Below are 23,109 nucleotides of genomic sequence, written 5' to 3' on the forward strand. Positions count from 1 at the left end.
GCAGGACAAGTGGAGGACGGATGAGCACGATTCTGGTGACCGGCGGAACCGGCACGCTCGGGCGGCACGTCGTGGGGCGGCTGCGGGAGGGCGGCCACGCGGTACGGGTGCTCAGCAGGCACGCCGAGCCGTACGCCGTCGATCTGCGCGCGGGCGGCCCCGCACTGGACGCGGCGCTCACCGGCGTGGACACCGTGGTGCACTGCGCGAGCAGCCCTCGGGGCGGGGACGAACAGGCGGCGGACCGGCTGATCGCCGCCGCGCGCCGCGCCGGTACGGCACACCTCGTCTACATCTCGATCGTCGGCGTGGACCGGGTGCCGCTCGGCTACTACCGCACCAAGCTCGCGGTGGAACGCCGGATCGAGGAGTCGGGCCTCGGCTGGACCGTGCTGCGGACGACCCAGTTCCACGACCTGGTGGCCACGGCACTCCGCGCCCTCACCGCGCCTCCGCTCTCCCTGCTGCCCGCCGGACTCTCCGACCAGCCGGTGGAGGTGACCGAAGTGGCCTCCCACCTGGCCGAGTTGGCCCTCACCGCACCGGCGGGCCGGGTGCCGGACATGGGCGGCCCGGAGGTACGTTCCCTGCGCTCGCTGGCCCACGCCTACCTCCACGCCACCGGACGCCGTCGCCTCCTGGCGGAGGTCCCGCTGGCGGGGCGGACCTACCGGGCGTTCCGCGGGGGCGGGCATCTGGCGCCGGAGGAGGCGGTGGGGAAGGTGACGTTCGAGGAGTACCTGGCGGCGGGAGGGCCTGGGGGCCGGTAGCGGGCGGGGGTACGGGCGGGAGCCAGGGCAGAGGCCGGAGCGGGGGTACGGCCGGGAGCTGGCACGGAGGCCCGGAGCGGCCGGGGGTACGGCCGAGGGCGGGCGCGGAGGCCGGGAGCCAGGGCGGAGGCCGGGAGCGGGCGACGGTACGGCGGGAGCCAGGGCGGAGGCCGGGGTACGGCCGGGGATACGGGCCGGGAGCTGGCGCGAAGGCCGGACGCTAGGGCGTGTCCCGGTGGCCCGGCGGGGTGAACAGCTCGTCCTGCGCCCGGTCGCGGGCGGTCAGCAGGGCTCCGCGCAGGACGGCCCCGCCCCCGAGTTCACTCGCCCGCACCTCGGTGACCAGCGGCGACATCCTCCGCAACCGCTCCGCCACCCGCCCGGCCAGCTCCACTCCCCCGGCCTGCCCGACCTCACCCCCGAGGACGACACAGCCGGGGTCGAGCAGGGCGGCCACGGAGGCGGCCCCTATGGCGACGCGATCGGCGAGGGCGTCCAGGAAGCGGGCGGCGTTTCGGGGGTCGACGGCGGGAGTGCGGGAGCCCTCCGCCGGGGTGCGGGAGCCGACTGCGGGGGTGCCGCAGCCGTCCGCCGGGGCGCGGGAACCGGCTGCGGGGATACCGGAGCCCACTGCGGAGGTGCGGGAGCCGACCTCGGGGGTGCCACAGCCGTCCGCCGGGGTGCGGGAACCGGCTACGGGGGTGCCGGAACCAACGGCCGGGGTGCGGGAGCCGACCTCGGGGATGCCGGAACCGTCTGCCGAGGTACGGGAACCGGCTACGGCGGGCCCGGCCGCCCCAGCAAGCGCATCCGGGGAACCCCCCGCGCCTCCGGCATCCGCAGCCCCGTCCCGCCCCGCCGCCGCGCCCGATTCCGCCACTACCGCGTCCAGCGCCGCCAGCGCCCCCACCGCCTCCCCCACCACCCGCGCCGCCCCCGGCCCGTCCATGACCCCCGGCACCGGCAGCCCCGACCGCGCCGCCAGGGCGCCGATCGCCGCCGCGCCCACCAGGGCGTGGAAGCCGCCCTCGCAGTCGGTCGCGGAGGGCAGCCCGCCCGTGCCCGGCACCGGCAGGAACCCGATCTCGCCCGTACCCCCGGAGGCGCCCCGGCGCAGGGTGCCGTCCAGGACGACGGCGGCGCCGACCCCGTGCCCGAGCCAGAGCAGGACGAAGGTGTCCCGGTCGCGGGCAACGCCCTCGCGCTGCTCGGCCACGGCGGCCAGGTTGGTCTCGTTCTCGACGGTCACCCGCGCCCCGGGCAACCGCTCCTGGAGGGCGGCGACCAGGCTCCGGTGCCACGCGGGCAGCCCGCTGGAGTCGCGCAGCTCGCCGGTGGCGGGGTCCACGAGCCCCGGCGCCCCGATCCCGACGGTGTGCAACCGCCCCCAGGCCGGACCGACTTGACTCCTCGACGCCCCGCCGGAGAAGTCCCGGCCCCCCTCCCTCGACGACACCTCGCCGGTGGAATCCGGACCCCCCTCGTCCGCTGCCCCACCCGCAGCAGGGCCTCGCTCCGCCTCCCCCGAACCGCCGGAGAGAGCCCGGGCACCTTCGCCGCCCAGCGCCTCGCCGGAGGGGCTCCAGGCGCGCTCGCTCCCCGCCGTCCCGCCGGATGAACCCCGGCCGCCCTCCCGCACCCCACCAGAGGCACCCCGCCCCTTCCCCGAACCGCCGGAGGCAAGCCGCGCTGCCCGCTCCACCGCCCCCACCGCGCGCTCCACGGCCGCCCCGGTCCCCGCCTCCGCGTCGATCGGCACGGAGACCTCGGCAAGGACCCGCCCGACCAGGTCGGAGACCAGCACCAGGACACCTCCCGTGCGCACGTCCAGCGCGGCCAGATGGGCGCGGTCGGCGACGATGCCGTACAACCGGGCGTTGGGGCCCCGGCGTTGGGCGCCGGACTCGCCGACGACCGTGATGAGGCCGGAGGCGGCGAGGCGTTCGAGGAGGTCGGCGACCGTCGGGCGGGACAGGCCGGTCAGCTGCTTGAGGCGGCCCGCGGTGAGGGAGCCCTCCTGCTGGAGGAGGCGAAGGGCGAGCCGGTCGTTGATGAGCCGGGCGGTGCTCGGTGATGCGGGCATGACCGGAATCCTCCCAGAGGGGCGAGACGACACGTGTCCGTTCTTCCACTATCTATCAGGCAGGCTCCCTGATAGTTTTCGCGGCGTACTGCTGGCGACTCCTGGGGAGGGGACCTGACATGGGCGACGAGAAGGAGTTCCCGGCCGCGACGCTGAGGCGTGCCCGCTTCGCCGTCGCGGCCGTGTTCGCCGTGCACGGCGCGGTGACCGGCTCGTTCGCCACCCGCGTGCCCTGGATCCAGGAGCACGCGGACCTGAGCGCGGGGCAGCTCGGCTTCTCGCTCGCCTTCACCGCGCTCGGCGCCTCCTGCGCGATGCCGCTGGCGGGCCGGATCGCGCACCGCTTCGGCACCCGTACGGCACTGCGCGGACTGCTCGCCCTGTGGACGCTCTCCCTGGTGCTGCCCTCGCTGGCCCCGAACCTGCTCACCCTGTGCCTGGCGATGTTCGCCTACGGCGCCGCCTCCGGCATGGCCGACGTGGTGATGAACGCCCTCGGCGTGGAGGTGGAGCAGCGGCTCGGACGGTCGATCATGTCCGGTCTGCACGGCATGTGGAGCGCGGGCGCGCTGATCGGCTCGGCGGCCGGAACCCTCGCCGCGCACCTCGGCTCGGACGCCCGGCTGCACCACGTACTGGCCGCCGCCGTCCTGACCGTGCTCGGCCTGGTGGCCTGCACCTGGGTGCTGGATCTGCGGCCCACGGAAGAGGAGGAGGCGCCGCCGAGGTTCGCGCTGCCGCCCCGCTCGGCCCTGCTGATCGGCGCGGTCGGCTTCTGCGCGGTGTTCGCCGAGGGGGCGAACCTGGACTGGTCGGCGGTGTTCCTGCGGGACCGGCTCGGCGGCTCGCCCGGGCTCGCGGCGGCCACGACGACCGGGTTCATGCTGACCATGGCGGTGGCGCGGATCGCCGGGGACGCGGTGGTCAACCGCTTCGGCCCGGTGCGCACCGTACGGGCGGGCGGGGTCCTCGCGGGGCTCGGCGGGCTGCTGGTGGTCGTCGCGGACCGGCCCGTGGTGGCGATGACCGGCTTCGCGCTGATGGGTCTCGGCATCGCGGTGGTCGTCCCGCTGTGCTTCGCGGCGGCCGGACACGCGGGCCCGAACCCGAGCCAGGCCATCGCGGGTGTCGCCACCATCACCTACACCTCGGGACTGATCGCGCCGAGTCTGATCGGCGGGGTGGCCCAGGCGACCAGCCTGACCGTGTCGTTCGCCGTGGTGACCGTCCTGGCCCTCGGACTCGCCCTGTTCGCGGGCGTGTTGCGCACCGCCGAGCGCGGCGGCACGACCGAGGCCGCGCGGCAGACGGCGGCGGTTCCGGGCCCACCGGCCTGACGTACTGACCGGGCCGGCCACCACTTCGGGGAACTCCCCTGGTCGGAAGGGCAGGGGCACCGTCCCTGACCCCCGACAATGGTGCAGACCCTCATCAGTACAGAGAAAGCGAAACCCCACCATGGACCTCGGCGTGCGCTGGAAGCTGCACGGGGACGGCAAGTCACCCGCACCCGGAGCGGTGGTGCGCCCCGACGAACGGCTCAGCTGGCCCCGCACGGTGGGCCTCGGCGCCCAGCACGTCGTGGCGATGTTCGGAGCCTCCTTCGTCGCCCCCGTGCTCATGGGCCTCGACCCCAACCTGGCGATCATGATGTCGGGTGTGGCGACGGTGATCTTCCTGCTCGCCACGCGCGGGCGGGTGCCGAGCTATCTGGGCTGCTCCCTGTCGTTCGTGGGCGTGGCCGCCGTGATCCGGGCGGACGGCGGCACCAGCGCGACCGTGACCGGCGCGATCCTGGTCGTCGGCGTGGTGCTGTTCCTGGTGGGTCTCGCGGTGCAGAAGTTCGGCGCGCGGATCATCCACGCCGCGATGCCGCCGATCGTCACCGGTGCCGTGGTCATGCTGATCGGCTTCAACCTGGCCCCGGTCACCGCGACCACCTACTGGCCGCAGGACCAGTGGACGGCGCTGCTCGTCATGCTGTTCACCGGTCTGGCGGTCGTCTGTCTGCGCGGTTTCTGGTCGCGCATCGCGATCTTCCTCGGCCTGATCTTCGGCTACCTGATCTCCTGGGTCTTCGACCTGGTCTTCGGCAAGATCCACTCGGCGGACGCGAGCGGCAAGATCACCGACCACTGGCGCCTGGACCTCTCCGGTGTCGCCAAGGCCGACTGGGTCGGACTCCCCCACTTCCACGGCCCGAGCTTCCAGTGGTCCGCGATCCTGGTCGCGCTGCCGGTCGTGATCGCCCTGGTCGCCGAGAACGCGGGTCACGTCAAGGCTGTCGGCGAGATGACCGGCAAGTCCCTGGACGACAAGCTGGGCACCGCGATCTCGGCCGACGGCGTCGCCTCGGTGCTCTCCACCGCCGTGGGCGGCCCGCCGAACACCACCTACTCCGAGAACATCGGCGTGATGGCCGCGACCCGCGTCTACTCCACCGCCGCCTACTGGGCCGCCGCCTGCTTCGCGCTGCTCTTCGGTGTGTGCCCGAAGTTCGGTGCGGTCGTGGCCGCGATCCCGGGCGGTGTGCTCGGCGGCATCACCGTCATCCTGTACGGCATGATCGGCCTGCTCGGCGCGCAGATCTGGCTGCACGGCAAGGTGGACCTGCGCAACCCGCTGAACCTGGTCCCCGCCGCCGCGGGCATCATCATCGGCGTCGGCAACGTCACCATGAAGTTCTCCGACACCTTCTCGCTGAGCGGTATCGCGCTGGGCACCCTGGTCGTCATCACCGGCTACCACGCGCTGCGCGCCTTCGCCCCGGCGCACCTCAAGGTGCAGGAGCCGCTGCTTGACGAGGGCACGTCGTCGTACGACGACGAGACGCCGGAGCCCGGCACGTCCTGACGCTGCGGCGCGCGCCGTTCGCCCGTTCCGGCGAAGCACCGGTCCGTACGGCACCCCGTCCGGGCCGGTGCTGCCACCCTTCCTCCATGGCGCAGCCGCGATACCCCGTCTCCACCGTCGACACCGTCCTGTCCCGGATGCGCGCCCTCGCGGCACGGCTGCCCGCGCGGGACGGTGTCGCCGTCTTCAACCGGGTCTATCTCGCCGTCACCGAGGAGGTGGACCGGCGTCTGGGCGCCGGGGAGTTCCCGGACCGGCGGGCGGCGGCCACACTGGACGTGCGGTTCGCGGAGCGGTATCTGACGGCGGTGGACGCGGCCGAGGCGGACCGCAGGCCGCCCGCCTGCTGGCGCCCGCTGTTCCAGCTGCGCCGCCATCCCGGCGTACGGCCGCTGCAGTTCGCGCTGGCGGGCATCAACGCCCACATCGGGCACGACCTGGCGCTCGCGGTGGTGGACGCCTGTCACGCGCTCGACTGTGAACCGGCCGATCTGGAGGACGAGTTCGACCGGGTGGGCGAGCTGCTGACCGCGCTGGAGGAGCGCATCCGCGAGGACCTGATGCCGGGCCCCGACCTCCTCCAGATCGCGGACCCGCTCACGCATCTGCTGGGTTCCTGGAGCCTGGAGCGCGCCCGGGACGCCACCTGGTCGGCGGCCCGCGTGCTGTGGGCGCTGCGCCGGTGCGGTGAGGTGGCCGAGGAGTTCACCTCCCGCCTGGACGCGGCGGTCGGCTTCGCGGGGCGGATGCTGCTGACGCCGCTCCGGGACTGAGCCCCGGCTGGAACTCACCCCTTCGGGTGACTTACGGAACAGCCGGGCGAGGGCCGCGCGTTGAGGGAGCAGACCCGACGCGAAGGAGCACCGGTATGACGACCAGGCTCGGCCTCGCCCTTCCCCAGATGCGCCAGTACGACCTCGCCAGAGATGTGCCCCGGGTGGCCCGCACCGCCGAGGAGACGGGCTACGACAGCCTGTGGGTGTTCGAAAGGGCCCTGGTCCCGGACCCCGCCACCCAGGGGTTGTACGGCATACCGGGCCTGCCCTGGCCGGAGGGGTACCGGGGCGTGGCGGACCCGCTGATCACCCTGACCCTGGCCGCCACCGCGACCACGCGGGCCGAGCTGGGCTCCAGTGTGCTGGTCGCCCCGCTGCACCTGCCGTTCCAGCTCGCCAAGTCCCTGGCCACCCTGGACGTGGTGAGCGGCGGCCGGGTCGTCGCGGGCTTCGGCACGGGCTGGTCCCTGGACGAGTACGCGGCTTCCGGTGTGCGGCCCTTCGAGGAGCGCGGCGCCGTGCTGGACGAGGTGATCGCGGTGTGCCGGGCGGTGTGGGGCCCCGATCCGGTCGTGCACCACGGCAAGATCACGGACATCGCCTCCGCGATCGTCGGCCCGAAGCCGGTGCGGCCGGTCCCGGTCCTGCTGGCGGCGAGCAACCGGCGGGCGATGCGGCGGCTGGTGGACCAGGCCGACGGCTGGCTGCCGGGCGCCTACGGTCCGGAGCAACTGGCCGCCCAGTGGCGCGACCTGAGCGAGCTGGCCGAGGAGCGGGGCCGCACGGAGCCGGTCCGCACGGTGATCAGGGTGAACGCACGGGTGGCCCACAAGCCGTACCCGGGCGCGGACCGCCCGCTGTTCGAGGGGGACACCGACCAGATCGTGACCGATGTCGCCGCCCACGTCGGCATCGTCCCGGACGCCGAGATCCTGCTCGACCTCCAGAGCGACGCCCGGGACGCGGCGGAGCTGACGGACCTGGCGGTCCAGCTGTACGAGAAGGCCCGGGCGGCCGGGATCTGAGCCCCGCCCGCCCTGGCCACCCCAGGGCCGCCCGCCTGGGCTCCCGCTCAGTCCTCGGGCAGCTCGACGGGCGCGATCTCGTCGTAGAGGTCGCCGGGGCCCGGGTTGGTCCGGTCGGTCTCGCCACCGAAGTGGTGCATGACGCCCCAGACCGCGTTCAGCGCGGTCTGGACGGCGCCCTCGGCCCACCCGGCGGTCCAGGAGATGTCGTCCCCGGCGAGGAAGATGCCGCGCTTGTCCTCGGGCAGCCGGTCCTGCATGAAGTGGGTGAACAGGCGGCGCTGGTAGCGGTAGTGCCCGGGCAGGTTGGCCTTGAACGCGCCCATGAAGTAGGGCTCGTTCTCCCAGGAGACGGTCACCGGGTTGCCGATGATGTGCTTCCTGATGTCGACCTTCGGGTAGATCTCGCCGAGCGACTTCAGCATGACCTCCATCCGCTCGTTGGCGGACAGCGGCAGCCACTTCAGGCTGTCGTCGCACCAGGTGTAGGAGAGGCAGATGACGGCGGGCTTGTCGGGGCCGTCGTCCAGCAGATAGGTGCCGCGCGTCATGCGGTCGGTGAGCGTCATCGACATGACGTCCCGGCCGGTCGGGTTCCCCTCGTCGTCGACGGCCTTGTCCAGCCAGAACGGCCGGTCCACCGGCACGAAGAGCTTGCTGGACTCCATGTAGTGGGTGCGCTCGATCGCGGTCCAGTGGTCGATCGGGAAGAGCGAGTCGTCGCAGGCGATCTTGGACAGCAGCATCCAGGACTGGGCGGTGAAGACCGCCGCCTGGTAGGTGCGGATGTCGCCGTTCGCGTCGGTGACAGTGATCCGGTTGCCCGAGGTGCGGTGCAGCCGGGTCACGGCCGGGCGGGGCTCGCCGCCGACGTGCAGGGACGCCAGCGAGGTGCCGTAGGGCCAGTGGACGATCTTCTCCGGCTCGCGCTCCCACAGGCGCAGCGGCAGCTGCTGGGAGCCGCCGACGATGCCCCGGTGGTGGTCGTCGGCCTCGGTGTAGACGACGCGCAGGATCTCCAGGATGGAGTTGGGGAAGTCGGTGTCCCAGCCGCCGGTGCCGAAGCCGACCTGGCCGAAGATCTCACGGTGCCGGAAGGACTTGAACGCCTCGGACTCGCACAGGAAGCCGTAGAAGGTCTGGTTGTCGAGCTTCTCGACCAGCCGGGACCAGATCTCGCGGATGCGCGGCACGTCCCGCTCGCGCAGGGCGCGGTTCATGTCGGAGAAGTCGGCGCCCTCTTCGAGGCACTTGTTCCACGCCTCGGCGACGTCGCGGTAGACCTGGGGCAGGTCGGCGGCGGTCTCGGCGTAGTGCGACTCGCCCTTGAGGTCGACGACGGTCGAAGGCGTCGCCTCGGCGAGCGGGTTGGGGAAGGGCCTGGTCTCCAGGCCGACCAGGTCGATGTAGTGCTGGAGGGCGGTGGAGGACGGCGGGAAGCGCATCGCGCCCATCTCGGCGGTCAGCGACGCGTCGCAGCCCTCGAAGCCGACCGTGCGCAGTCGGCCGCCGAGCTGGTCGGCCTCGTAGACGACGGGCTTGAGGCCCATCTTCATCAGCTCGTACGCGGCGATGACGCCGGACAGGCCGCCGCCGATGACGGCGACCTCGGTGCCGTGCTCGGTGGCCGGGATCTGGCCGAGTCCCGCCGGGTGGGCGAGGAAGTCGTCGTAGGCGTAGGGGAAGTCCGGGCCGAACATGGTGATCGGCGGCTGCTGCTCACCGGCGTGCTCGACGGCGTTGGGCACCGTGGACGTCATGGGGTACGGACTCCTTGCACGGAAGAACTGGTTACGCGGAAGAACGGGGTGAACTCGGGCCGTTCCAGGGCCGGTTGTTCAGGACTGGTCGACCAGCGGCCCGTACAGACCAGGGCGCCGGTCCACGAGGTACGGGTTCGCCTCGCGGGAGGCGGCCAGGAAGACGGGGTCGGCGTCGGCGAACACCAGCTGGTCGGCGCCGCGCCCGGCCCGCGTCCGGGCGACACCGTCGGGACCGGCCAGCGTGGACAGCCCGACGAACTCGAACTCCCCTTCCGTGCCGACCCGGTTGACGTACGCCACGTACATCTGGCTCTCGAAGGCGCGCACCGGGATCATCGACTCGGGCACGAACTGGTACGGGTGCATCTGGGCGGTCGGCACCACGAGGAGGTCGGTCCCGGCCAGCGCGTGGGCGCGGGTGTTCTCCGGGAACTCCACGTCGTAGCAGATCATCAGACCGACGGTGAGGCCGTTCAGCTCGGCCTGGACGACCGCCTGCTCGCCCGGGGTGAAGTGGTCGCGCTCGAAGCAGCCGAAGAGATGGGTCTTGCGGTAGTTGGCGAGCGAGCGGCCGTCGGCGGAGACGAGCTGGGCGGAGTTGTAGACCATCTCGCCGTCGCGCTCGGGGTAGCCGTAGGCGACGGCCACGCCGTGGTGGGCGGCGATCTCCGCGACCGCCCGCGCCGAGGCGCCGTCGGCGGGTTCCGCGAGGCGGGCGATGTCGTCGCCGATCGCGTACCCGGTGAGGAACATCTCCGGCGCGGCCAGCAGCCCGACCCCCGCCGCCGCGGCACGGCCCGCCGCCTCGTCGAGGACCTTGAGGTTCTCGGCGACGGAGCCGGGGCGGCCGGAGCTCTGGAGCAGGGCGGTGCGCATGGGTGGTCCTCACCTGAGGTGAAAAAGGGGGGATGGAAGTCAGATAGACGGTACGGTCGGCGCGCTCGGCCTCACAAGAAGCAGCCGTTGCGCGCCGGTGCGCGGTTCGTTGCGTGCGCGGGCGCGCGGACGGCGATTCGTTGCGCGGCCCGGCTCCGATGCCTCAGATCTGCCGCAGCCGGTGCACGATCTCCCGCAGCAGCTCGGGGTCGGCGGCCGGGCCGGTGACCGGCAGACGGCGGGGCGCGTCGATGCGGATCAGGCCCGCCTCGGCGAGGTCGCCGAGCAGGACCCGGACGACGGTCAGCGGCAGGTCGGCGTCGACGGCCAGCTCGACCAGCGGGCGCGGCCCGCGCCGGATCAGCTCGAGGAGGGCCGCCCCCGCGTGCTCGACCCCGGGCAGCGGTGCCGTGTCCGGGGCCAGCGCGGTGACCCGGGACATCAGGTCGACGGCGTGCCGCCCCGATGGCCGGGTGCGGCCCCGGGTCACGGTGTACGGGCGCACCATCGCGCCGGTCTCGTCCTCGTACCAGCGCTCGTCGGAGCCGTCCTCCTCGTGCGCCCGGTCGTCGTACACCGGCTCGTCGGGCCCGTGGTCGTCGTCCACGTGCTCCGCGTGCCCGTACCGCCGGTACCCGTAGCCCTCGTACGGGTCGTACAGGTGCCCTTCCCCGTGCCCGTCCCAGCGCTCGTCGCGCCGGTCCCCGTTGTTCACCGCCGGGTCAGGAGGCCGAGCGGGTCGCGGCGTCCAGGTGGCGGCCGAGCCGGCGCACCAGCAGGGCCATCTCGTGGCCGAGCTGTCCGACGTCGCTGCGGGCCTCGCTGAGGACGGCGAGGCGGCTGCCGTGACCGGCCGGGGTGATGAAGAGGTAGGCGTCCTCCAGCATGACCATGGTCTGCCGTATCCGCCCGGTGCCGAACCGCTCCCCCGCCGAGCGGGCCAGCCCGTGTAAGCCGGAGCAGACGGCGGCCAGGTGCTCGATGTCGCGCCGCCGCATCCCCTCCGAGCAGCTCAGCGCCAGTCCGTCGGCGGTGAGCAGCACCGCCTGGCGCACATGGTCGGTGCGGGCCACGAGGTCGTCGAGCAGCCAGCCGAGGTCCGTGCCGGGCATGCCCTCGGGGACCACCGGGCTCTGGGCGTTGCGGTCGTCACCGTACATCGTCGGTGTCCATCCCTTCGTCGGCGTGGGTGCTCGTGCGGTCGCGGGGTACGGGGCGCGGGCCGGGGGCCGGTGCCCCGGGCTCGGCGGGGGTCTTTGAGCCCTGACGGCCCAGGTCACGGCCGCGCTGGAAGGCGCCGAAGATCGCGCGCATCTCCTCGGGGTCGGCGGCGGTGTCCGGTGGCTCCGGCGGCGGCTCGTCGCGCAGCTCGCGGGCGAGGGACGCCTGGCGGACCCGGGTGGGAAGCGCGGGGGCGCCGGTACGGCCCGGCGCGGTGGGCGGGGTACGGCGCGCGGCGGGCGGGCGCGGGGGTGACGCCTGAGGTCCGGTCGGTGGCGGGGGCGTCCCGCTCCCGCCGCCGGAGTCGCCCCGGCCGCCGTCCGGGCCTCCGCCCATGTCACCGCCACCGCCTCTCGCCCCGGGCCCGTCCGCGCGCCGCCCACCGGCTTCCTGTACCGCTCGTGCCCCCGTCCCCGCCGTACCCACCAGCTCCACCTCCGCGAGCACGGCCGCGGGCAGCACCACCACCGCCGTCGTACCCCCGTAGGGGGAGTCCGCGAGGCGCACCTCGATGCCGTGGCGGGCGGCGAGGCGGCCGACCACGTAGAGGCCCAGGCGGTCGTGGCGGGTGGGGTCGAAGGCGTCCGGGGCGGTGAGGGTGCGGTGGGCCTCCTCGCGGTGGACGGCGTCGAGACCGAGGCCCCGGTCGTCGATCTCCAGGGCGAAGCCGTCGCCCACGGGTCCGGTGCGGAGGGTGACCTCGGTGTGCGGGGGCGAGAACGCCGTGGCGTTCTCCAGGAGTTCGGCGACGAGGTGGACCACGTCGGCCACGGCGTCCGCCGCGATCCCGAGGTCCGGCAGGGGCGGCACCACCACCCGCTCGTACGCCTCGATCTCGCTCACCGCCGAGGCGACCACGTCCGCGAGGGGCACGGGGCCGCGCCAACGGCGGCCCGGGGTCGCGCCGGAGAGGATGATCAGGCTCTCGGCGTGCCGCCGCATCCGGGTGGTGAGATGGTCGATGAGGAAGAGTTGGCGCAGCAGTTCGGGGTCCTCGGTGCTGCGCTCCAGGGTGTCGACGAGCTTCAACTGCCGGTGCACGAGCGCCTGGTTGCGGCGGGCGATGTTGAGCAGCACCGCGAACAGGCCGCGCCGCAGGGTGGCTTGGGTGACGGCGGCCTCCACGGCGGCGAGCCGGGCGGCGTTGAAGGACCGGCCGACCTGGCCGATCTCGTCGTCGCGGACGTCGTCGGCGGCGAGCGGGGGCGCCTCGGCGACCGCGTCGACCTGTTCACCGGCGCTCAAGCGCCGCATGACATCGGGAAGTTGACGAGTGCTCAGCACATCGGCGGCGTCCCGCAGCCGCTCCAGACGGTACGAGACGCGCCGGGCGCCGCGTACGGCCAGCCACAGGGAGAGCCCGACGGCGGCCAGTCCGGCCACGCCGACCACGGCCGCCTTGGTCAGCTCGCCGTAGGCGAAGGTCCGGCCGCGCGCGGCGGAGTCCTTGGCGGCGGCGACGCACAGCTCGCGGTAGCGGATCACGGCCCGGTCGGTGACCGACCGCCAGGTGTCCGCCGCGACGGCGGCGCCGGAACCGGCGGGTCCGGCCCGCAGCAGCGCGTCCTCGCCGCGCTCCAGTGAGCGGTGCAGCTCGCCCCGCTGGAACCGCTCGAAGCGGGCCCTGGCCGGGGCGGGCAGGTCGGGCACATAGGTCCGCTCGAAGACGCGCCGGTCCTCGATGGTCGCGGTGAGGGTGTCGTACTGCCGCTCGGTCAGTCCGCCCTCCGCGCGGGCCCCGGCGACCAGGGCGTCCTCGCGGGAGACGAACTCCCGCACCCGGACGAGTTCGATGACCGTCTGCGACTCGCGCGCGAGCTGTCCGGCCTGGAGGGCGGTGAGCGCGGACTCGACGGCGAAGCCGGGCTCGACGAGCGCGCTGTACGCGGTGACCGCGCGGTCCCAGGTCAGACGGCGTTCCAGGACCTTCTGGCGCAGTCCGTCCAGCTTGCCGGTCGCGGCGGTCATGGTGTCCAGGGTCTTGCGCTGGCGGGCCGTGAGCCGGCCGAGGTCGCCGCTCGCGAGGGCGTGGTGCATGTCGGCCACGGCGCGGTCGGTACGGCGCTGCTGGGCGAGCAGGTCACCGGGGTCGGCCCGCTCGCGCGGGGTGCCGAGGTAGGCGGCGGACATCCGGCGCTCGATCTGGATCTGCCCGATGGCGGTGTCCACGGGACTGCCGTAGTCCACGTACACGCCCTGGAGGCGGATCAGGGCCCGTAACTCGCCGGTGACGGACACCATGGCGAAGCCCCACAGCGCCATCAGCGCGACGGCCGGGGCCAGGGCGAGCGCCACGATCCGCGCGCGGACGGTGGTGGGACGGCGGAACCGGCGCATGCGTCACCTGCTTGGTCACCTATGGGGTTACCACTCGGTACAAAGCGCGGGACAACCTACGCGATCACCCAGCGGACCGCAACGGTTACCTCAGGTAACACCTGTCAGGAGCCCGTCGGACCGGTGCTCCCCTGGCGGGCCGGCCCTCCCCCGTCAGGCCGGTGCCCCCGAGGAGAACCTGCGCAGCAGCGGCGAGAGCACCAGCACCGACTTGGTCCGCTCCACGAACGGCTCCCCCGCGATCCGCTCCAGGACCCGCTCGAAGTGCCGCATGTCGGAGGCGAAGACCTGGGCGATGGCGTCGGCGTCCCCGGTGACGGTCGACGCGGCCACGACCTCCTGGTAGCGCTCCAGACCCCGTTGGATCGTCTCCGGGGAGGTGTTGCTGCGGCAGTAGATCTCGATGTACCCCTCGGTCTCCCAGCCGAGCGCCGCCGGGTCCACCCGCACGGTGAACCCGGTGATGGCTCCGGTGGCCCGCAGCCGGTCCACCCGCCGCTTGACGGCGGGTGCGGACAGACCGACCGACTGCCCGATGTCCGCGTAGGAGCGGCGGGCGTCCTCGGCGAGGGCGTGCACGATGCGTTCGTCGAGATCGTTCAGCACAGGGGGTGGTTCACTTCTTCGTGTCGATCACTTCTGCGCCCCGCCCGTGACTTCGGTGAAGGCCACGTCACGGGGACGGCGCGGGCCGTCCTACGAAGTAGAACACGACCGCCCGGGCCAGGCGTCAGCCGCCGACCCGCCGGGTGAGGAACGTGCACATGTCCACACACTCCTGGGTACGCCCGTCCTCCCCGACGTACGCGTACCGGTCCGCGTACTCCACCAGCGGCCGGTACCCGAGCCGGGCGTACAGCGCGGCGGCCCGTGGATTGTCCTTGGCGACCCCGATCCCGACGACCGCGATCCCCCGCTCCCGCGCCAGCCCCTCACAGGCCCGGATCAGGCCGCTCCCGATCCCCCGCGACCTCTCCTCGGGCCGGACGGCCACCCCGCCGATCTCCGGGCAGCCGACGGTGACCTCGGGCGCGGTGCAGCCGATCCAGCGCATCTCGGCGGAGCCGACCGGCCGCCCGTCCCGCCAGGCCACGAGATAGGTGCACTCCCCGGCCCGCTGGCGCGCGAAGCGCCGGGCATGGAAGGAGGTGCGTCCAGGGCCGGGGAGGGCGCGGTCGAGAAGGGGTACGTCGGCGGCACGGCACACGGCGATGTCCATGAGCCGAGCGTAGGAGCGAAGGCGGGCGGACGGCCCCTGATTTTCCACCGGGGCCGCCCGCACGGGACTCGCGTCAGTTCCAGCTGGCGTGCAGGGGCTGGCCCTCGGCGTAGCCCGCCGCGCTCTGGATGCCGACGATGGCCTTCTCGGCGAACTCCTCCAGGGAGGCGGCACCGGCGTAGGTGCAGGAGGAGCGGACGCCCGCGATGATCGAGTCGATCAGGTCCTCGACGCCCGGACGGGCCGGGTCGAGATACATGCGGGAGGTGGAGATGCCCTCCTCGAACAGCGCCTTGCGGGCGCGGTCGTACGCCGACTCCTCCGAGGTCCGGTTGCGCACGGCGCGCGCGGAGGCCATGCCGAAGGACTCCTTGTACAGGCGCCCGTTCACGTCCTGCTGGAGGTCGCCCGGGGACTCGTAGGTACCCGCGAACCAGGAGCCGACCATCACGTTGGAGGCACCGGCCGCGAGGGCCATCGCCACGTCGCGCGGGTGGCGGACACCGCCGTCGGCCCACACGTGCTTGCCGAACTTCCGCGCCTCGGCGGCGCATTCGAGGACGGCGGAGAACTGCGGGCGGCCGACGCCGGTCATCATGCGGGTGGTGCACATGGCGCCGGGTCCGACCCCGACCTTGACGATGTCCGCGCCCGCCTCGATGAGGTCCCGCACGCCCTCGGCGGAGACGATGTTGCCCGCGACGATCGGCACGTCCGGGTCGAGCCCGCGCACCGTGCGCACCGCGGTGATCATCGACTCCTGGTGGCCGTGCGCGGTGTCGATGACGAGCGTGTCCACGCCCGCGTCGAGCAGCTGCTTGGCCTTGCCCGCCACGTCGCCGTTGATGCCGACGGCGGCAGCGATGCGCAGCTTGCCGTCGGCGTCGACCGCCGGGGTGTACAGCGTGGCGCGCAGCGCGCCCTTGCGGGTGAGGATGCCCGCGAGCCTGCCCTCGCTGTCGACGGCCGGGGCGTAGCGCCGGTTCGCGCCGTCCAGGGTGTTGAACGCCTCGCGCGGGTCGATGTCCGCGTCCAGCAGCAACAGGTCCTTGGACATGACCACTTCGAGCTGGGTGAACCGGTCGACACCGGTCAGGTCCTCGTCGGTGACGACACCGACGGGCCGGTGGTCGCCGTCCACGACGACACCGGCGTTGTGCGCGCGCTTGGAGAGCAGGGCCAGCGCGTCGGCGACGGTCTGCTGCGGGGAGAGCACGATCGGGGTGTCCAGCACCAGATGGCGGCTCTTGACCCAGGAGACGACGTCGGTGACCACGTCGATCGGGATGTCCTGCGGAATGACGACCAGGCCACCGCGCCGGGCGACCGTCTCGGCCATGCGGCGGCCTGCGATGGCGGTCATGTTGGCGACGACCAGCGGAATCGTCGTACCGGTTCCGTCCGGCGAGCCGAGGTCCACTCCCTGCCGCGAGCCCACCGCGGAGCGGCTCGGAACCATGAACACGTCGTCGTACGTGAGGTCGTACGCGGGCTGGTTGTCATTGAGGAAACGCACGTGCCGCACATCCCAGTCGATCAGAGGTGACCCCCCGACGGGTGCGCCGGGGGGAACAGAGCACGTACTTCATTCTCCCATGGGAGGTCCCCGGCCATACCCCCACGGAACCTCCAGGGTCACCGCTCAGAGGTGGGCGTTTCCTCCAAGCGCCAGCATCACGTCGAGCAGGAAGGTGCGGTCGACCGCCTCGGAGAGGACGTCGCTCGCGATGCGCCACTCGCGCGGGTTCTTCTCGGCGAACGTGTGCCAGCCGCGTACGACGACCAGCAGCCCGCGCTCGACGGCCGGGGTCGGCCAGACCGTGGTGTCGCTCAGCGAGTCGAGCAGCGCGTCCCAGTTGCGGCCGAACCACTCGGGCAGGTCGAGCACGTCGGCCGCCCGCTCCATCAGACCGGCCTTGTCGGTGACGCCCGTCAGATCGAGGGTGACCGTGTACCGGTCCGTCAGGTCTTCGCTCATCTCAGCACCGCCCGGAACGAGTTGTAGTGGTCGTCGGTGTAGTAGATCTCGGTGCCCTGCCCGGTGATGAGGCGCCGGGCGCCCCGGGTGCGGGAGTCGGGGGTGGGCACCGTGTACTCGTGGTAGTAGCCGCGCGGGTGCTGGGGCAGCAGCCCCTCGTAGTTGCCGAAGACGATGCCGTCCCGGGTGTACGGATAGGGGCCGCCCTTGTCGATCAGGGTCAGGGTGCGCTGGGCCTCGACGGGCAGCCGGGACGCGGGGACGGTGGCCATGCCCTTGGCCCACGACGGCGCCGACGCGGTGGAGGGACCGGACGAGACCGCGGCGGACGAGGTGGCCGCGACGGTCGTCCGCGTGACGCCGGGCGGAGCGGTGCCCGCTCCCGGATCCGCGCACCCGGCCAGCAGGACGGAGAGGACGACGAGCAGCCCCGCGAACAGACGGGGGACGAGAGGCAGCGGCGCACGCGGCGCGCGGGATGCGCGCCGGGCGGACTGCCGGGGGACGAACCGCGACAACATGCCGACGATGCTCCCACGGTCCGCCCCACGCGCGGGGGCGGACCGTCCCTTTGGTCAGGAGCCGTCGGGGTCCGTGCGGCTGAGCGCGGCCTTCGGCGTGGGCCCCGCGGTCAGCAGGTAGTCCGCGGCCGAGGTGTCCGTGACCAGGCTGGTGACGAGCCCGGAGCGCAGCACCGCGTCGATGGCCGGGGCCTTGCGCTGGCCGCCCGCGATGGCCACGACCTCGGGGATACGGCGCAGCTGGTCGGTCTTGACCGTGATGCACCGCTCCCCCAGGTCGCGCCCGATGCGGCGGCCCTCGGCGTCGAAGAGGTGCGCGGACATCTCGGCGGCCACCCCGAGCGAGGCGTAGTGCGCGCGCTCCTCGTCGCTGAGCATGTCGTGCACGGTCGAGATGCCCGGCTCCCACGAGCCGATGGAGACGCAGGCGACCGTGACCTTGTCGAAGTACTCGAAGGCGCGGGCGATCCCGGTCTGGTTGCGCAGCGCGGCGGCGGTGGCCGCGTCCGGCAGCAGCATCGGCGCGTAGATGGGGTGCGCGTCGCCGCCCGAGACCTGCGCGGCCCGGCGGACGGCCTCGACGGAGCCGCGCTCGGCGGTCCCGGCGTCGTACACGCCCGTCAGCTGCACCACCGTGCACGGCGGCAGCCGGTCGAGGGCCGCGGCCATGTGGATGGTGGAGCGGCCCCAGGCGAGCCCGAGCACGTCCCCCTCGTCCACGAGTTCGCCGAGCAGGTCGGCCGCGACCTCGCCCAGGTTCTCCGGGTCCGGGGTCTCCTCGGCCTCGGCCGGGGACTCCACGACCACGGCGTGCCGCAGTCCGTAGCGGGCGCGGAGCGCGTCGGAGCGCTCGGCGTCCAGCTCGGCCGGCACCCGGATCTCGATCCGTACGAGATCCCGTTCCAGGGCCGTCTCCAGGACCCGGGCCACCTTGAAGCGGCTCACGCCGAACTCCTCGGCGATCTGGATCTTGGACTTGCCCTCCAGGTAGAAGCGACGGGCCATGGCCGCCGCCTGCACCAGCTCAGCGGGCCCCATCCGCATCGCTGTCCGGCCCGCCGACATACCCGACACGGCGATCTCCTCACTGCTGTGCACACACTCTGATTCGCCGTTCATCCTCGCAGATTCGGCGCGGCTCATCCGCCCTGATGGGCGCCTTCCCTCAACCGTTCACGCAACCGTGGCTCAGTGGCCGTGCGCCCACGTCGAATCGGCGATGGCCCGGTCCGCCTGAGCACGCAGTACGCGCACGGCCTCGGCGGGGTCGGCGGCGCCGTAGACGGCCGACCCGGCGACGAACACATCGGCCCCGGCCTCGGCGCACCGCTCGATCGTCTCGGCCGAGACACCGCCGTCCACCTGGAGCCACATCTGCAGTCCGTGCTTGGCGATCAGCTCACGGGTACGGCGGATCTTCGGCAGCGTGATGTCCAGGAACGCCTGGCCGCCGAAGCCGGGCTCCACCGTCATGATCAGCAGCATGTCGAGTTCCGGGAGGATGTCCTCGTACGACTCGATCGGCGTCGCGGGCTTGAGCGCCATGGAGGCGCGGGCGCCCTTCGCGCGGATCTCGCGGGCGAGCCGGATCGGGGCGTGAGCCGCCTCCACGTGGAAGGTGACGGAGGAGGCGCCCGCCTCCACGTACTGCGGAGCCCAGCGGTCGGGGTCCTCGATCATCAGGTGGCAGTCCAGCGGGATGTCCGTGGCACGGGCCAGGGATTCCACGACGGGGGTGCCGAGCGTGAGGTTCGGGACGAAGTGGTTGTCCATGACGTCGACGTGAAGCCAGTCGGCGCCCTCGACCGCCTTCGCCTCATCGGCGAGGCGGGCGAAGTCTGCGGACAGGATGCTGGGGTTGATCTGAGCGGGCATGGTCTTAGCCTGCCATGTCCCTCCGGGGGTTTGGGGGGCAGGTCCGGAGTGGGCGGGGGTTTGTCCTCCGGGCGCGGCTACGTCGTGGCTTGTCGCGCAGTTCCCCGCGCCCCTAGGGGGTGGTGAGGGTCGTGCTTCGGGTGCGGCTGCGTGGTGGGTCGCTCGCGCAGTTCCCCGCGCCCCTTGGGGGTGGTGGCTGTCGTTGATCGGCTGCCGGTTCGGTGGGAGCTTGGCGGACCCGCCGCCCAACATGCGACCTCCGCCACCTCAGGGGCGCGGGGAACTGCGCGAGAAACCACGACGCACCCACACCCGAAGAACGACGGTCACCACCCCTCAAGGGGCGCGGGGAACTGCGCGAAAGGCGACCGCGTGCCCGCGTCCGAGGAGCGACCGTCACCCCCCCCCAAGGCGTTCAGGCGGTGCGGCGGATCAAGGCGAGGTACATCGCGTCGGTGCCGTGGATGTGGGGCCAGAGCTGGATGTCGGGCCCGTCGCCGAGGTCGGGAACGCCAGGGAGGAGGGGGCGCGCGTCGATGAGTTCGGTGTGGGGGCGTTCCTTCAAAACGTCGGAGACGACCGCACGGGTCTCGGCAAGGTGCGGAGAGCAGGTGGCGTAGCCGACCACCCCGCCGACGCGGACGGAGTCCAGAGCCGTGCGGAGGAGCGCCCGCTGGAGAGGCGCGAAGCTGTCGAGGTCGTCGGGTCGGCGGCGCCAGCGGGCCTCGGGGCGGCGGCGGAGGGCCCCGAGGCCGGTGCAGGGGACGTCGACCAGGACGCGGTCGAAGGTGCCGGGCTGCCACGGCGGGCGGGTGCCGTCGGCGGCGATCACCTGGTACGGACCCGGGTTGCCGTCCAGGGCCCGCGCCACCAGCCCCGCCCGGTGCGGCTGCTTCTCGGAGGCGAGCAGGAAGGCACCGCGCTCGGCGGCGAGCGCGCCGAGCAGCGCGGCCTTGCCGCCGGGGCCCGCACAGCCGTCGAGCCACTTCTCGTCCGGCCCGTCGAGAGGCGCGTTGGCGAGCGCGAGGGCGACCAACTGGCTGCCCTCGTCCTGCACACCGGCCCGCCCCTCGCGCACCGCCTCGACCGCACCGGGCTCGCCGCCCTCGGCGAGCCGGACGGCGTACGGCGACCAGCGTCCCGCGACGGCCGCCTCCTCGTTCAGCAGCTCCTCGGCGGTCGACCGGCCGGGCCGGGCGACGAGGGTGACCTCGGGACGCTCGTTGTCCGCCGCGAGCAGGTCCTCGATGCCCGCGCGCCCACCGCCCAGGGAGTCCCACAGCGCGGAGACGACCCAGCGGGGGTGCGAGTGGACCACGGCGAGATGGTCCTCGGGGTCCTCGTCGTACGGCGGCGCGACCTTCTCCAGCCAGCCGTCCAGATCGTCCCGGGCCACCTTGCGCAGCACGGCGTTGACGAACTTGGCGCGCCCGTCGCCGAGCACCACGCGGGCCAGCTCGACGGAGGCGGAGACGGCCGCGTGCGTCGGGATACGGGTGCCGAGCAGCTGGTGCGCGCCGAGGCTGAGCACGTCCAGGACAGGCGGGTCCACCTCGCGCAGCGGGCGGTCCACGCAGGCGGCGATGATCGCGTCGTAGGTGCCCTGGCGGCGCAGCGTGCCGTAGACCAGCTCGGTGGCGAGGGCGGCGTCCCGGGCGTCGAAGTCGCCGTTCTCGCGCGCCTTGCGCAGCAGCGGGGGCAGCACGAGGTTGGCGTACGCGTCCCGCTCGTCCACCGCGCGCAGCGCGTCGAAGGCGAGGATGCGGACGGGGTCCTTCTGGGGGCGCCGGTAGGGCTTGGCGGGCCGGTGCGGCCGACGGGACTGCTCGCTCACGAGAAAAGGTGCTCCGGATACGAAGAAGGGGTGCGGTCCCCAGCCTACGTCGGCCGGACCCCACCCCTCCTCTTCAGGTCGCTCAGGCGCCCAGTGTCTCGCCCTCGGCGATACGGGCACCGCGCGCCCAGTCCGCGGCGCGCATCGGCTTCTTGCCCTGCGCCTGCACCCACAGCAGTTCGACGGCGTACGAACCGGTGCCGACGTGCACGCTGTTCTTGCCGACCGCGAGCTGCCCCGGCGCGAGGTCGGTCCGCTCGGGCACGGGTACGACCTGGACGAGCTTGAGCCGCTCGCCCCGGAAGACGGTCCAGGCACCGGGCGCGGGGGTGCAGCCGCGCACCACACGGTCGACGCGCAGCGCGGGCGCCGCCCAGTCGACCCGCGCGTCCTCGACCGTGATCTTCGGCGCGAGGGTGATGCCGTCGGCGGGCTGCGGTACGGCCTTCAGGGTGCCCTCCGCGATGCCGTCCATGGTCGCGGCGAGCAGTCCGGCACCGGCGAAGGCGAGCCGGGTGAGCAGGTCGCCGCTGGTGTCGGTGGGGCGGATGACCTCGGTGACCGTGCCGTAGACCGGGCCGGAGTCCAGACCCTCCTCGATGAGGAAGGTGGACGCGCCGGTGATCTCGTCGCCCGCCATGATCGAGTGCTGCACGGGGGCGGCGCCGCGCCAGGCGGGCAGCAGTGAGAAGTGCAGATTGACCCAGCCCTGCGCGGGGATGTCGAGCGCGACGCGGGGCAGCAGGGCGCCGTAGGCGACGACCGGGCAGCAGTCGGGGCCGATCTCCTTCAGCCGCTCCAGGAACGCGGGGTCGCGCGGGCTGACCGGCTTCAGCACCTCGATCCCGGCCTCCGCCGCCCGCTCGGCCACGGGCGACGCGACCAGCCTGCGGCCCCGCCCCGCCGGTGCGTCGGGCCGCGTGACCACAGCGGCCACCTCATGCCGCCCCGACGCGATCAGCGCGTCCAGAGCGGGAACGGCAACCTCGGGAGTTCCGGCGAAGACAAGCTTCATAAGCAGGATCGAGCCTCTCAAACGGCTACGGACGGGCAGCGCAACAGTCTATGCCGCCACGCGAACCCGGCAGACGGCGCTGGGGCCGACGACCGGGGCGAGCCCGGCGACGGCGCTGGGGTTGCCCGGACCGTCCCGCCTCCCTGCCGACCGGAACACCCACGGTCGGCCGCCGACGGCGCTCGGCCCAGACCGGTTGTCCAGCTTCTCTGCCAACTGGAAACGGGTGGTGCGCGGGTGGGAGAACCGGCGTACAAAACACACCGCACGCCCCCACCGCGTGACCAGCGGAGCCCCCACGCGTTGGTCAAGACAGAGTTGACCAACACCGGGCGGCTGAAGCGGCCCGTTCCTTTCAACGCCGGTTCGAGAGGCTTGTTCATGGCCGACCACGCAACCCACGACGCCCAGGCCCGGGCCAGCCTGCACCTCCTGGTGCGGGACATCGAGCGGGTCCGCCGCCAGGTGGACGCACTGCGCACGCTCACCGCCCAGCTCGGCAACGTCTACCGCCCGCGCCGCTCCGGCCCGTCCACCGGCTTCGTCGTCTACGGACGCGCCCCCGCCCCCACGGTCCGCCTCGCCCAGGAACTCCGGGACAGCGTCGAGACCCTGGTCACCGCCGCCGTGGACTTCGACCGCTCGCTCGGCTTCTCGTGGGACGCGGTGGGCTCCGCGCTCGGCGTCACCAAGCAGGCCGTGCACCGCCGTTACGGCGCCCGCCGCGCCGCCGCCCAGGCCGCCGCCGACGCCGAGCGCGCGAACGAGCCGTCGGGCACCCGCACGCTCAACGTGCCCACGGTCCCCGCCGCCCGCTCGATGCCGACCCAGCCGACGGCCGGCAGCCCCACCCTCCGCGAGGACCCCCGCCCGACCGCCTTCCCGGGCCCCCGCAACGGCTGACCCTCCCCCGCCCTCCCGACCCCACCCCACCCGGGAGGGCACCCACACCACGCACCACCA

The 23,109-nt window shown here is 73.3% G+C and carries 21 protein-coding genes and 1 pseudogene; 6 read left to right on the forward strand and 16 right to left on the reverse strand.

Features of this window, described 5'->3' with window-relative positions; all coding sequences use genetic code 11:
* Positions 1–20 precede the first annotated feature (20 nt).
* On the forward strand, positions 21–770 hold the full coding sequence (locus B079_RS0126995; RefSeq protein WP_018548973.1) for an SDR family oxidoreductase: 750 nt from the start codon (positions 21–23) through the stop codon (positions 768–770).
* 220 nt (positions 771–990) lie between these two features.
* Here B079_RS0126995 and B079_RS0127000 read toward each other — a convergent pair whose 3' ends face one another.
* Positions 991–2,151: an ROK family protein gene (locus B079_RS0127000; protein WP_234016888.1), complete on the reverse strand. Its 1,161-nt coding sequence runs from the start codon at positions 2,149–2,151 to the stop codon at positions 991–993.
* A 297-nt stretch (positions 2,152–2,448) separates the two neighbouring features.
* Positions 2,449–2,853: pseudogene (locus tag B079_RS34725) on the reverse strand (winged helix-turn-helix domain-containing protein); the annotation flags it as partial.
* A gap of 119 nt (positions 2,854–2,972) precedes the next feature.
* Here B079_RS34725 and B079_RS0127005 point away from each other — a divergent pair.
* The 4 genes from B079_RS0127005 (at position 2,973) to B079_RS0127020 (ending at position 7,507) form a co-directional block, all read left to right on the forward strand.
* Positions 2,973–4,190: an MFS transporter gene (locus B079_RS0127005; protein ID WP_018548975.1), complete on the forward strand. Its 1,218-nt coding sequence runs from the start codon at positions 2,973–2,975 to the stop codon at positions 4,188–4,190.
* Between the two features lie 121 nt (positions 4,191–4,311).
* Positions 4,312–5,706: a uracil-xanthine permease family protein gene (locus B079_RS0127010; protein WP_018548976.1), complete on the forward strand. Its 1,395-nt coding sequence runs from the start codon at positions 4,312–4,314 to the stop codon at positions 5,704–5,706.
* A gap of 86 nt (positions 5,707–5,792) precedes the next feature.
* On the forward strand, positions 5,793–6,479 hold the full coding sequence (locus B079_RS0127015) for a DUF5995 family protein (protein WP_018548977.1): 687 nt from the start codon (positions 5,793–5,795) through the stop codon (positions 6,477–6,479).
* A gap of 95 nt (positions 6,480–6,574) precedes the next feature.
* Positions 6,575–7,507, forward strand: a complete 933-nt coding sequence (locus B079_RS0127020) for a TIGR03619 family F420-dependent LLM class oxidoreductase (RefSeq protein ID WP_018548978.1) — start codon at positions 6,575–6,577, stop codon at positions 7,505–7,507.
* Between the two features lie 47 nt (positions 7,508–7,554).
* Here the strand turns inward: B079_RS0127020 and B079_RS0127025 are convergent, their stop codons facing one another.
* The 14 genes from B079_RS0127025 to fmt form a co-directional block, all read right to left on the reverse strand.
* Positions 7,555–9,267: a flavin monoamine oxidase family protein gene (locus B079_RS0127025; RefSeq protein WP_018548979.1), complete on the reverse strand. Its 1,713-nt coding sequence runs from the start codon at positions 9,265–9,267 to the stop codon at positions 7,555–7,557.
* Between the two features lie 78 nt (positions 9,268–9,345).
* Positions 9,346–10,146 carry a carbon-nitrogen hydrolase family protein gene (locus tag B079_RS0127030; protein WP_018548980.1) on the reverse strand — a complete coding sequence of 267 codons (801 nt, stop codon included), beginning with the start codon at positions 10,144–10,146 and terminating at the stop codon, positions 9,346–9,348.
* Between the two features lie 163 nt (positions 10,147–10,309).
* Positions 10,310–10,861, reverse strand: a complete 552-nt coding sequence (locus B079_RS36125) for a DUF742 domain-containing protein (protein WP_018548981.1) — start codon at positions 10,859–10,861, stop codon at positions 10,310–10,312.
* 7 nt (positions 10,862–10,868) lie between these two features.
* The gene (locus tag B079_RS0127040) at positions 10,869–11,258 is read right to left on the reverse strand and encodes a roadblock/LC7 domain-containing protein (RefSeq protein ID WP_037802201.1); all 390 of its coding nucleotides are present in this window, start codon (positions 11,256–11,258) and stop codon (positions 10,869–10,871) included.
* Positions 11,259–11,295: 37 nt separating this feature from the next.
* Positions 11,296–13,704 (reverse strand): nitrate- and nitrite sensing domain-containing protein, encoded by a 2,409-nt coding sequence (locus B079_RS0127045; RefSeq protein ID WP_018548983.1) that lies wholly within the window; start codon positions 13,702–13,704, stop codon positions 11,296–11,298.
* Between the two features lie 153 nt (positions 13,705–13,857).
* A complete protein-coding gene (locus tag B079_RS0127050) occupies positions 13,858–14,310 on the reverse strand; it encodes an Lrp/AsnC family transcriptional regulator (RefSeq protein ID WP_018548984.1) in 453 nt (150 codons plus the stop codon).
* 124 nt (positions 14,311–14,434) lie between these two features.
* A complete protein-coding gene (locus tag B079_RS0127055; RefSeq protein ID WP_026249124.1) occupies positions 14,435–14,923 on the reverse strand; it encodes a GNAT family N-acetyltransferase in 489 nt (162 codons plus the stop codon).
* 73 nt (positions 14,924–14,996) lie between these two features.
* Positions 14,997–16,439 carry a GuaB1 family IMP dehydrogenase-related protein gene (locus tag B079_RS0127060; protein ID WP_018548986.1) on the reverse strand — a complete coding sequence of 481 codons (1,443 nt, stop codon included), beginning with the start codon at positions 16,437–16,439 and terminating at the stop codon, positions 14,997–14,999.
* A gap of 126 nt (positions 16,440–16,565) precedes the next feature.
* Positions 16,566–16,901 (reverse strand): barstar family protein, encoded by a 336-nt coding sequence (locus tag B079_RS0127065; protein ID WP_018548987.1) that lies wholly within the window; start codon positions 16,899–16,901, stop codon positions 16,566–16,568.
* Entirely contained in the window at positions 16,898–17,422 is a 525-nt protein-coding gene (locus tag B079_RS0127070) for a ribonuclease domain-containing protein (protein ID WP_018548988.1), read from the reverse strand. Before B079_RS0127070 ends, B079_RS0127065 begins: the two co-directional genes overlap by 4 nt.
* Before the next feature lie 54 nt (positions 17,423–17,476).
* The gene (locus tag B079_RS0127075) at positions 17,477–18,520 is read right to left on the reverse strand and encodes a sugar-binding transcriptional regulator (RefSeq protein WP_026249126.1); all 1,044 of its coding nucleotides are present in this window, start codon (positions 18,518–18,520) and stop codon (positions 17,477–17,479) included.
* 90 nt (positions 18,521–18,610) lie between these two features.
* The gene (gene rpe, locus B079_RS0127080; protein WP_018548990.1) at positions 18,611–19,297 is read right to left on the reverse strand and encodes a ribulose-phosphate 3-epimerase; all 687 of its coding nucleotides are present in this window, start codon (positions 19,295–19,297) and stop codon (positions 18,611–18,613) included.
* Between the two features lie 415 nt (positions 19,298–19,712).
* Complete coding sequence (locus B079_RS0127085) at positions 19,713–21,131, reverse strand: RsmB/NOP family class I SAM-dependent RNA methyltransferase (RefSeq protein WP_018548991.1); 1,419 nt, start codon at positions 21,129–21,131, stop codon at positions 19,713–19,715.
* Between the two features lie 82 nt (positions 21,132–21,213).
* Entirely contained in the window at positions 21,214–22,146 is a 933-nt protein-coding gene (gene fmt, locus B079_RS0127090) for a methionyl-tRNA formyltransferase (RefSeq protein WP_026249127.1), read from the reverse strand.
* 381 nt (positions 22,147–22,527) lie between these two features.
* Between fmt and B079_RS0127095 the strand changes: the two genes are divergently transcribed.
* Positions 22,528–23,049 carry a hypothetical protein gene (locus B079_RS0127095; protein ID WP_018548993.1) on the forward strand — a complete coding sequence of 174 codons (522 nt, stop codon included), beginning with the start codon at positions 22,528–22,530 and terminating at the stop codon, positions 23,047–23,049.
* The last annotated feature ends 60 nt before the right edge of the window (positions 23,050–23,109 follow it).

Source organism: Streptomyces sp. LaPpAH-108 (genome assembly GCF_000373625.1).
In the GTDB taxonomy this organism is placed as follows: Bacteria; Actinomycetota; Actinomycetes; order Streptomycetales; family Streptomycetaceae; genus Streptomyces.

Coding starts and splice junctions, on each gene's coding strand:
- B079_RS0126995 (WP_018548973.1), top strand. CDS start 21: ATGAGCACGATTCTGGTGACCGGCGGAACCGGCACGCTCGGGCGGCAC.
- B079_RS0127005 (WP_018548975.1), top strand. CDS start 2,973: ATGGGCGACGAGAAGGAGTTCCCGGCCGCGACGCTGAGGCGTGCCCGC.
- B079_RS0127010 (WP_018548976.1), top strand. CDS start 4,312: ATGGACCTCGGCGTGCGCTGGAAGCTGCACGGGGACGGCAAGTCACCC.
- B079_RS0127015 (WP_018548977.1), top strand. CDS start 5,793: ATGGCGCAGCCGCGATACCCCGTCTCCACCGTCGACACCGTCCTGTCC.
- B079_RS0127020 (WP_018548978.1), top strand. CDS start 6,575: ATGACGACCAGGCTCGGCCTCGCCCTTCCCCAGATGCGCCAGTACGAC.
- B079_RS0127025 (WP_018548979.1), bottom strand. CDS start 9,267: ATGACGTCCACGGTGCCCAACGCCGTCGAGCACGCCGGTGAGCAGCAG.
- B079_RS0127030 (WP_018548980.1), bottom strand. CDS start 10,146: ATGCGCACCGCCCTGCTCCAGAGCTCCGGCCGCCCCGGCTCCGTCGCC.
- B079_RS0127040 (WP_037802201.1), bottom strand. CDS start 11,258: ATGCCCGGCACGGACCTCGGCTGGCTGCTCGACGACCTCGTGGCCCGC.
- B079_RS0127045 (WP_018548983.1), bottom strand. CDS start 13,704: ATGCGCCGGTTCCGCCGTCCCACCACCGTCCGCGCGCGGATCGTGGCG.
- B079_RS0127055 (WP_026249124.1), bottom strand. CDS start 14,923: ATGGACATCGCCGTGTGCCGTGCCGCCGACGTACCCCTTCTCGACCGC.
- B079_RS0127065 (WP_018548987.1), bottom strand. CDS start 16,901: ATGAGCGAAGACCTGACGGACCGGTACACGGTCACCCTCGATCTGACG.
- B079_RS0127070 (WP_018548988.1), bottom strand. CDS start 17,422: ATGTTGTCGCGGTTCGTCCCCCGGCAGTCCGCCCGGCGCGCATCCCGC.
- rpe (WP_018548990.1), bottom strand. CDS start 19,297: ATGCCCGCTCAGATCAACCCCAGCATCCTGTCCGCAGACTTCGCCCGC.
- fmt (WP_026249127.1), bottom strand. CDS start 22,146: ATGAAGCTTGTCTTCGCCGGAACTCCCGAGGTTGCCGTTCCCGCTCTG.
- B079_RS0127095 (WP_018548993.1), top strand. CDS start 22,528: ATGGCCGACCACGCAACCCACGACGCCCAGGCCCGGGCCAGCCTGCAC.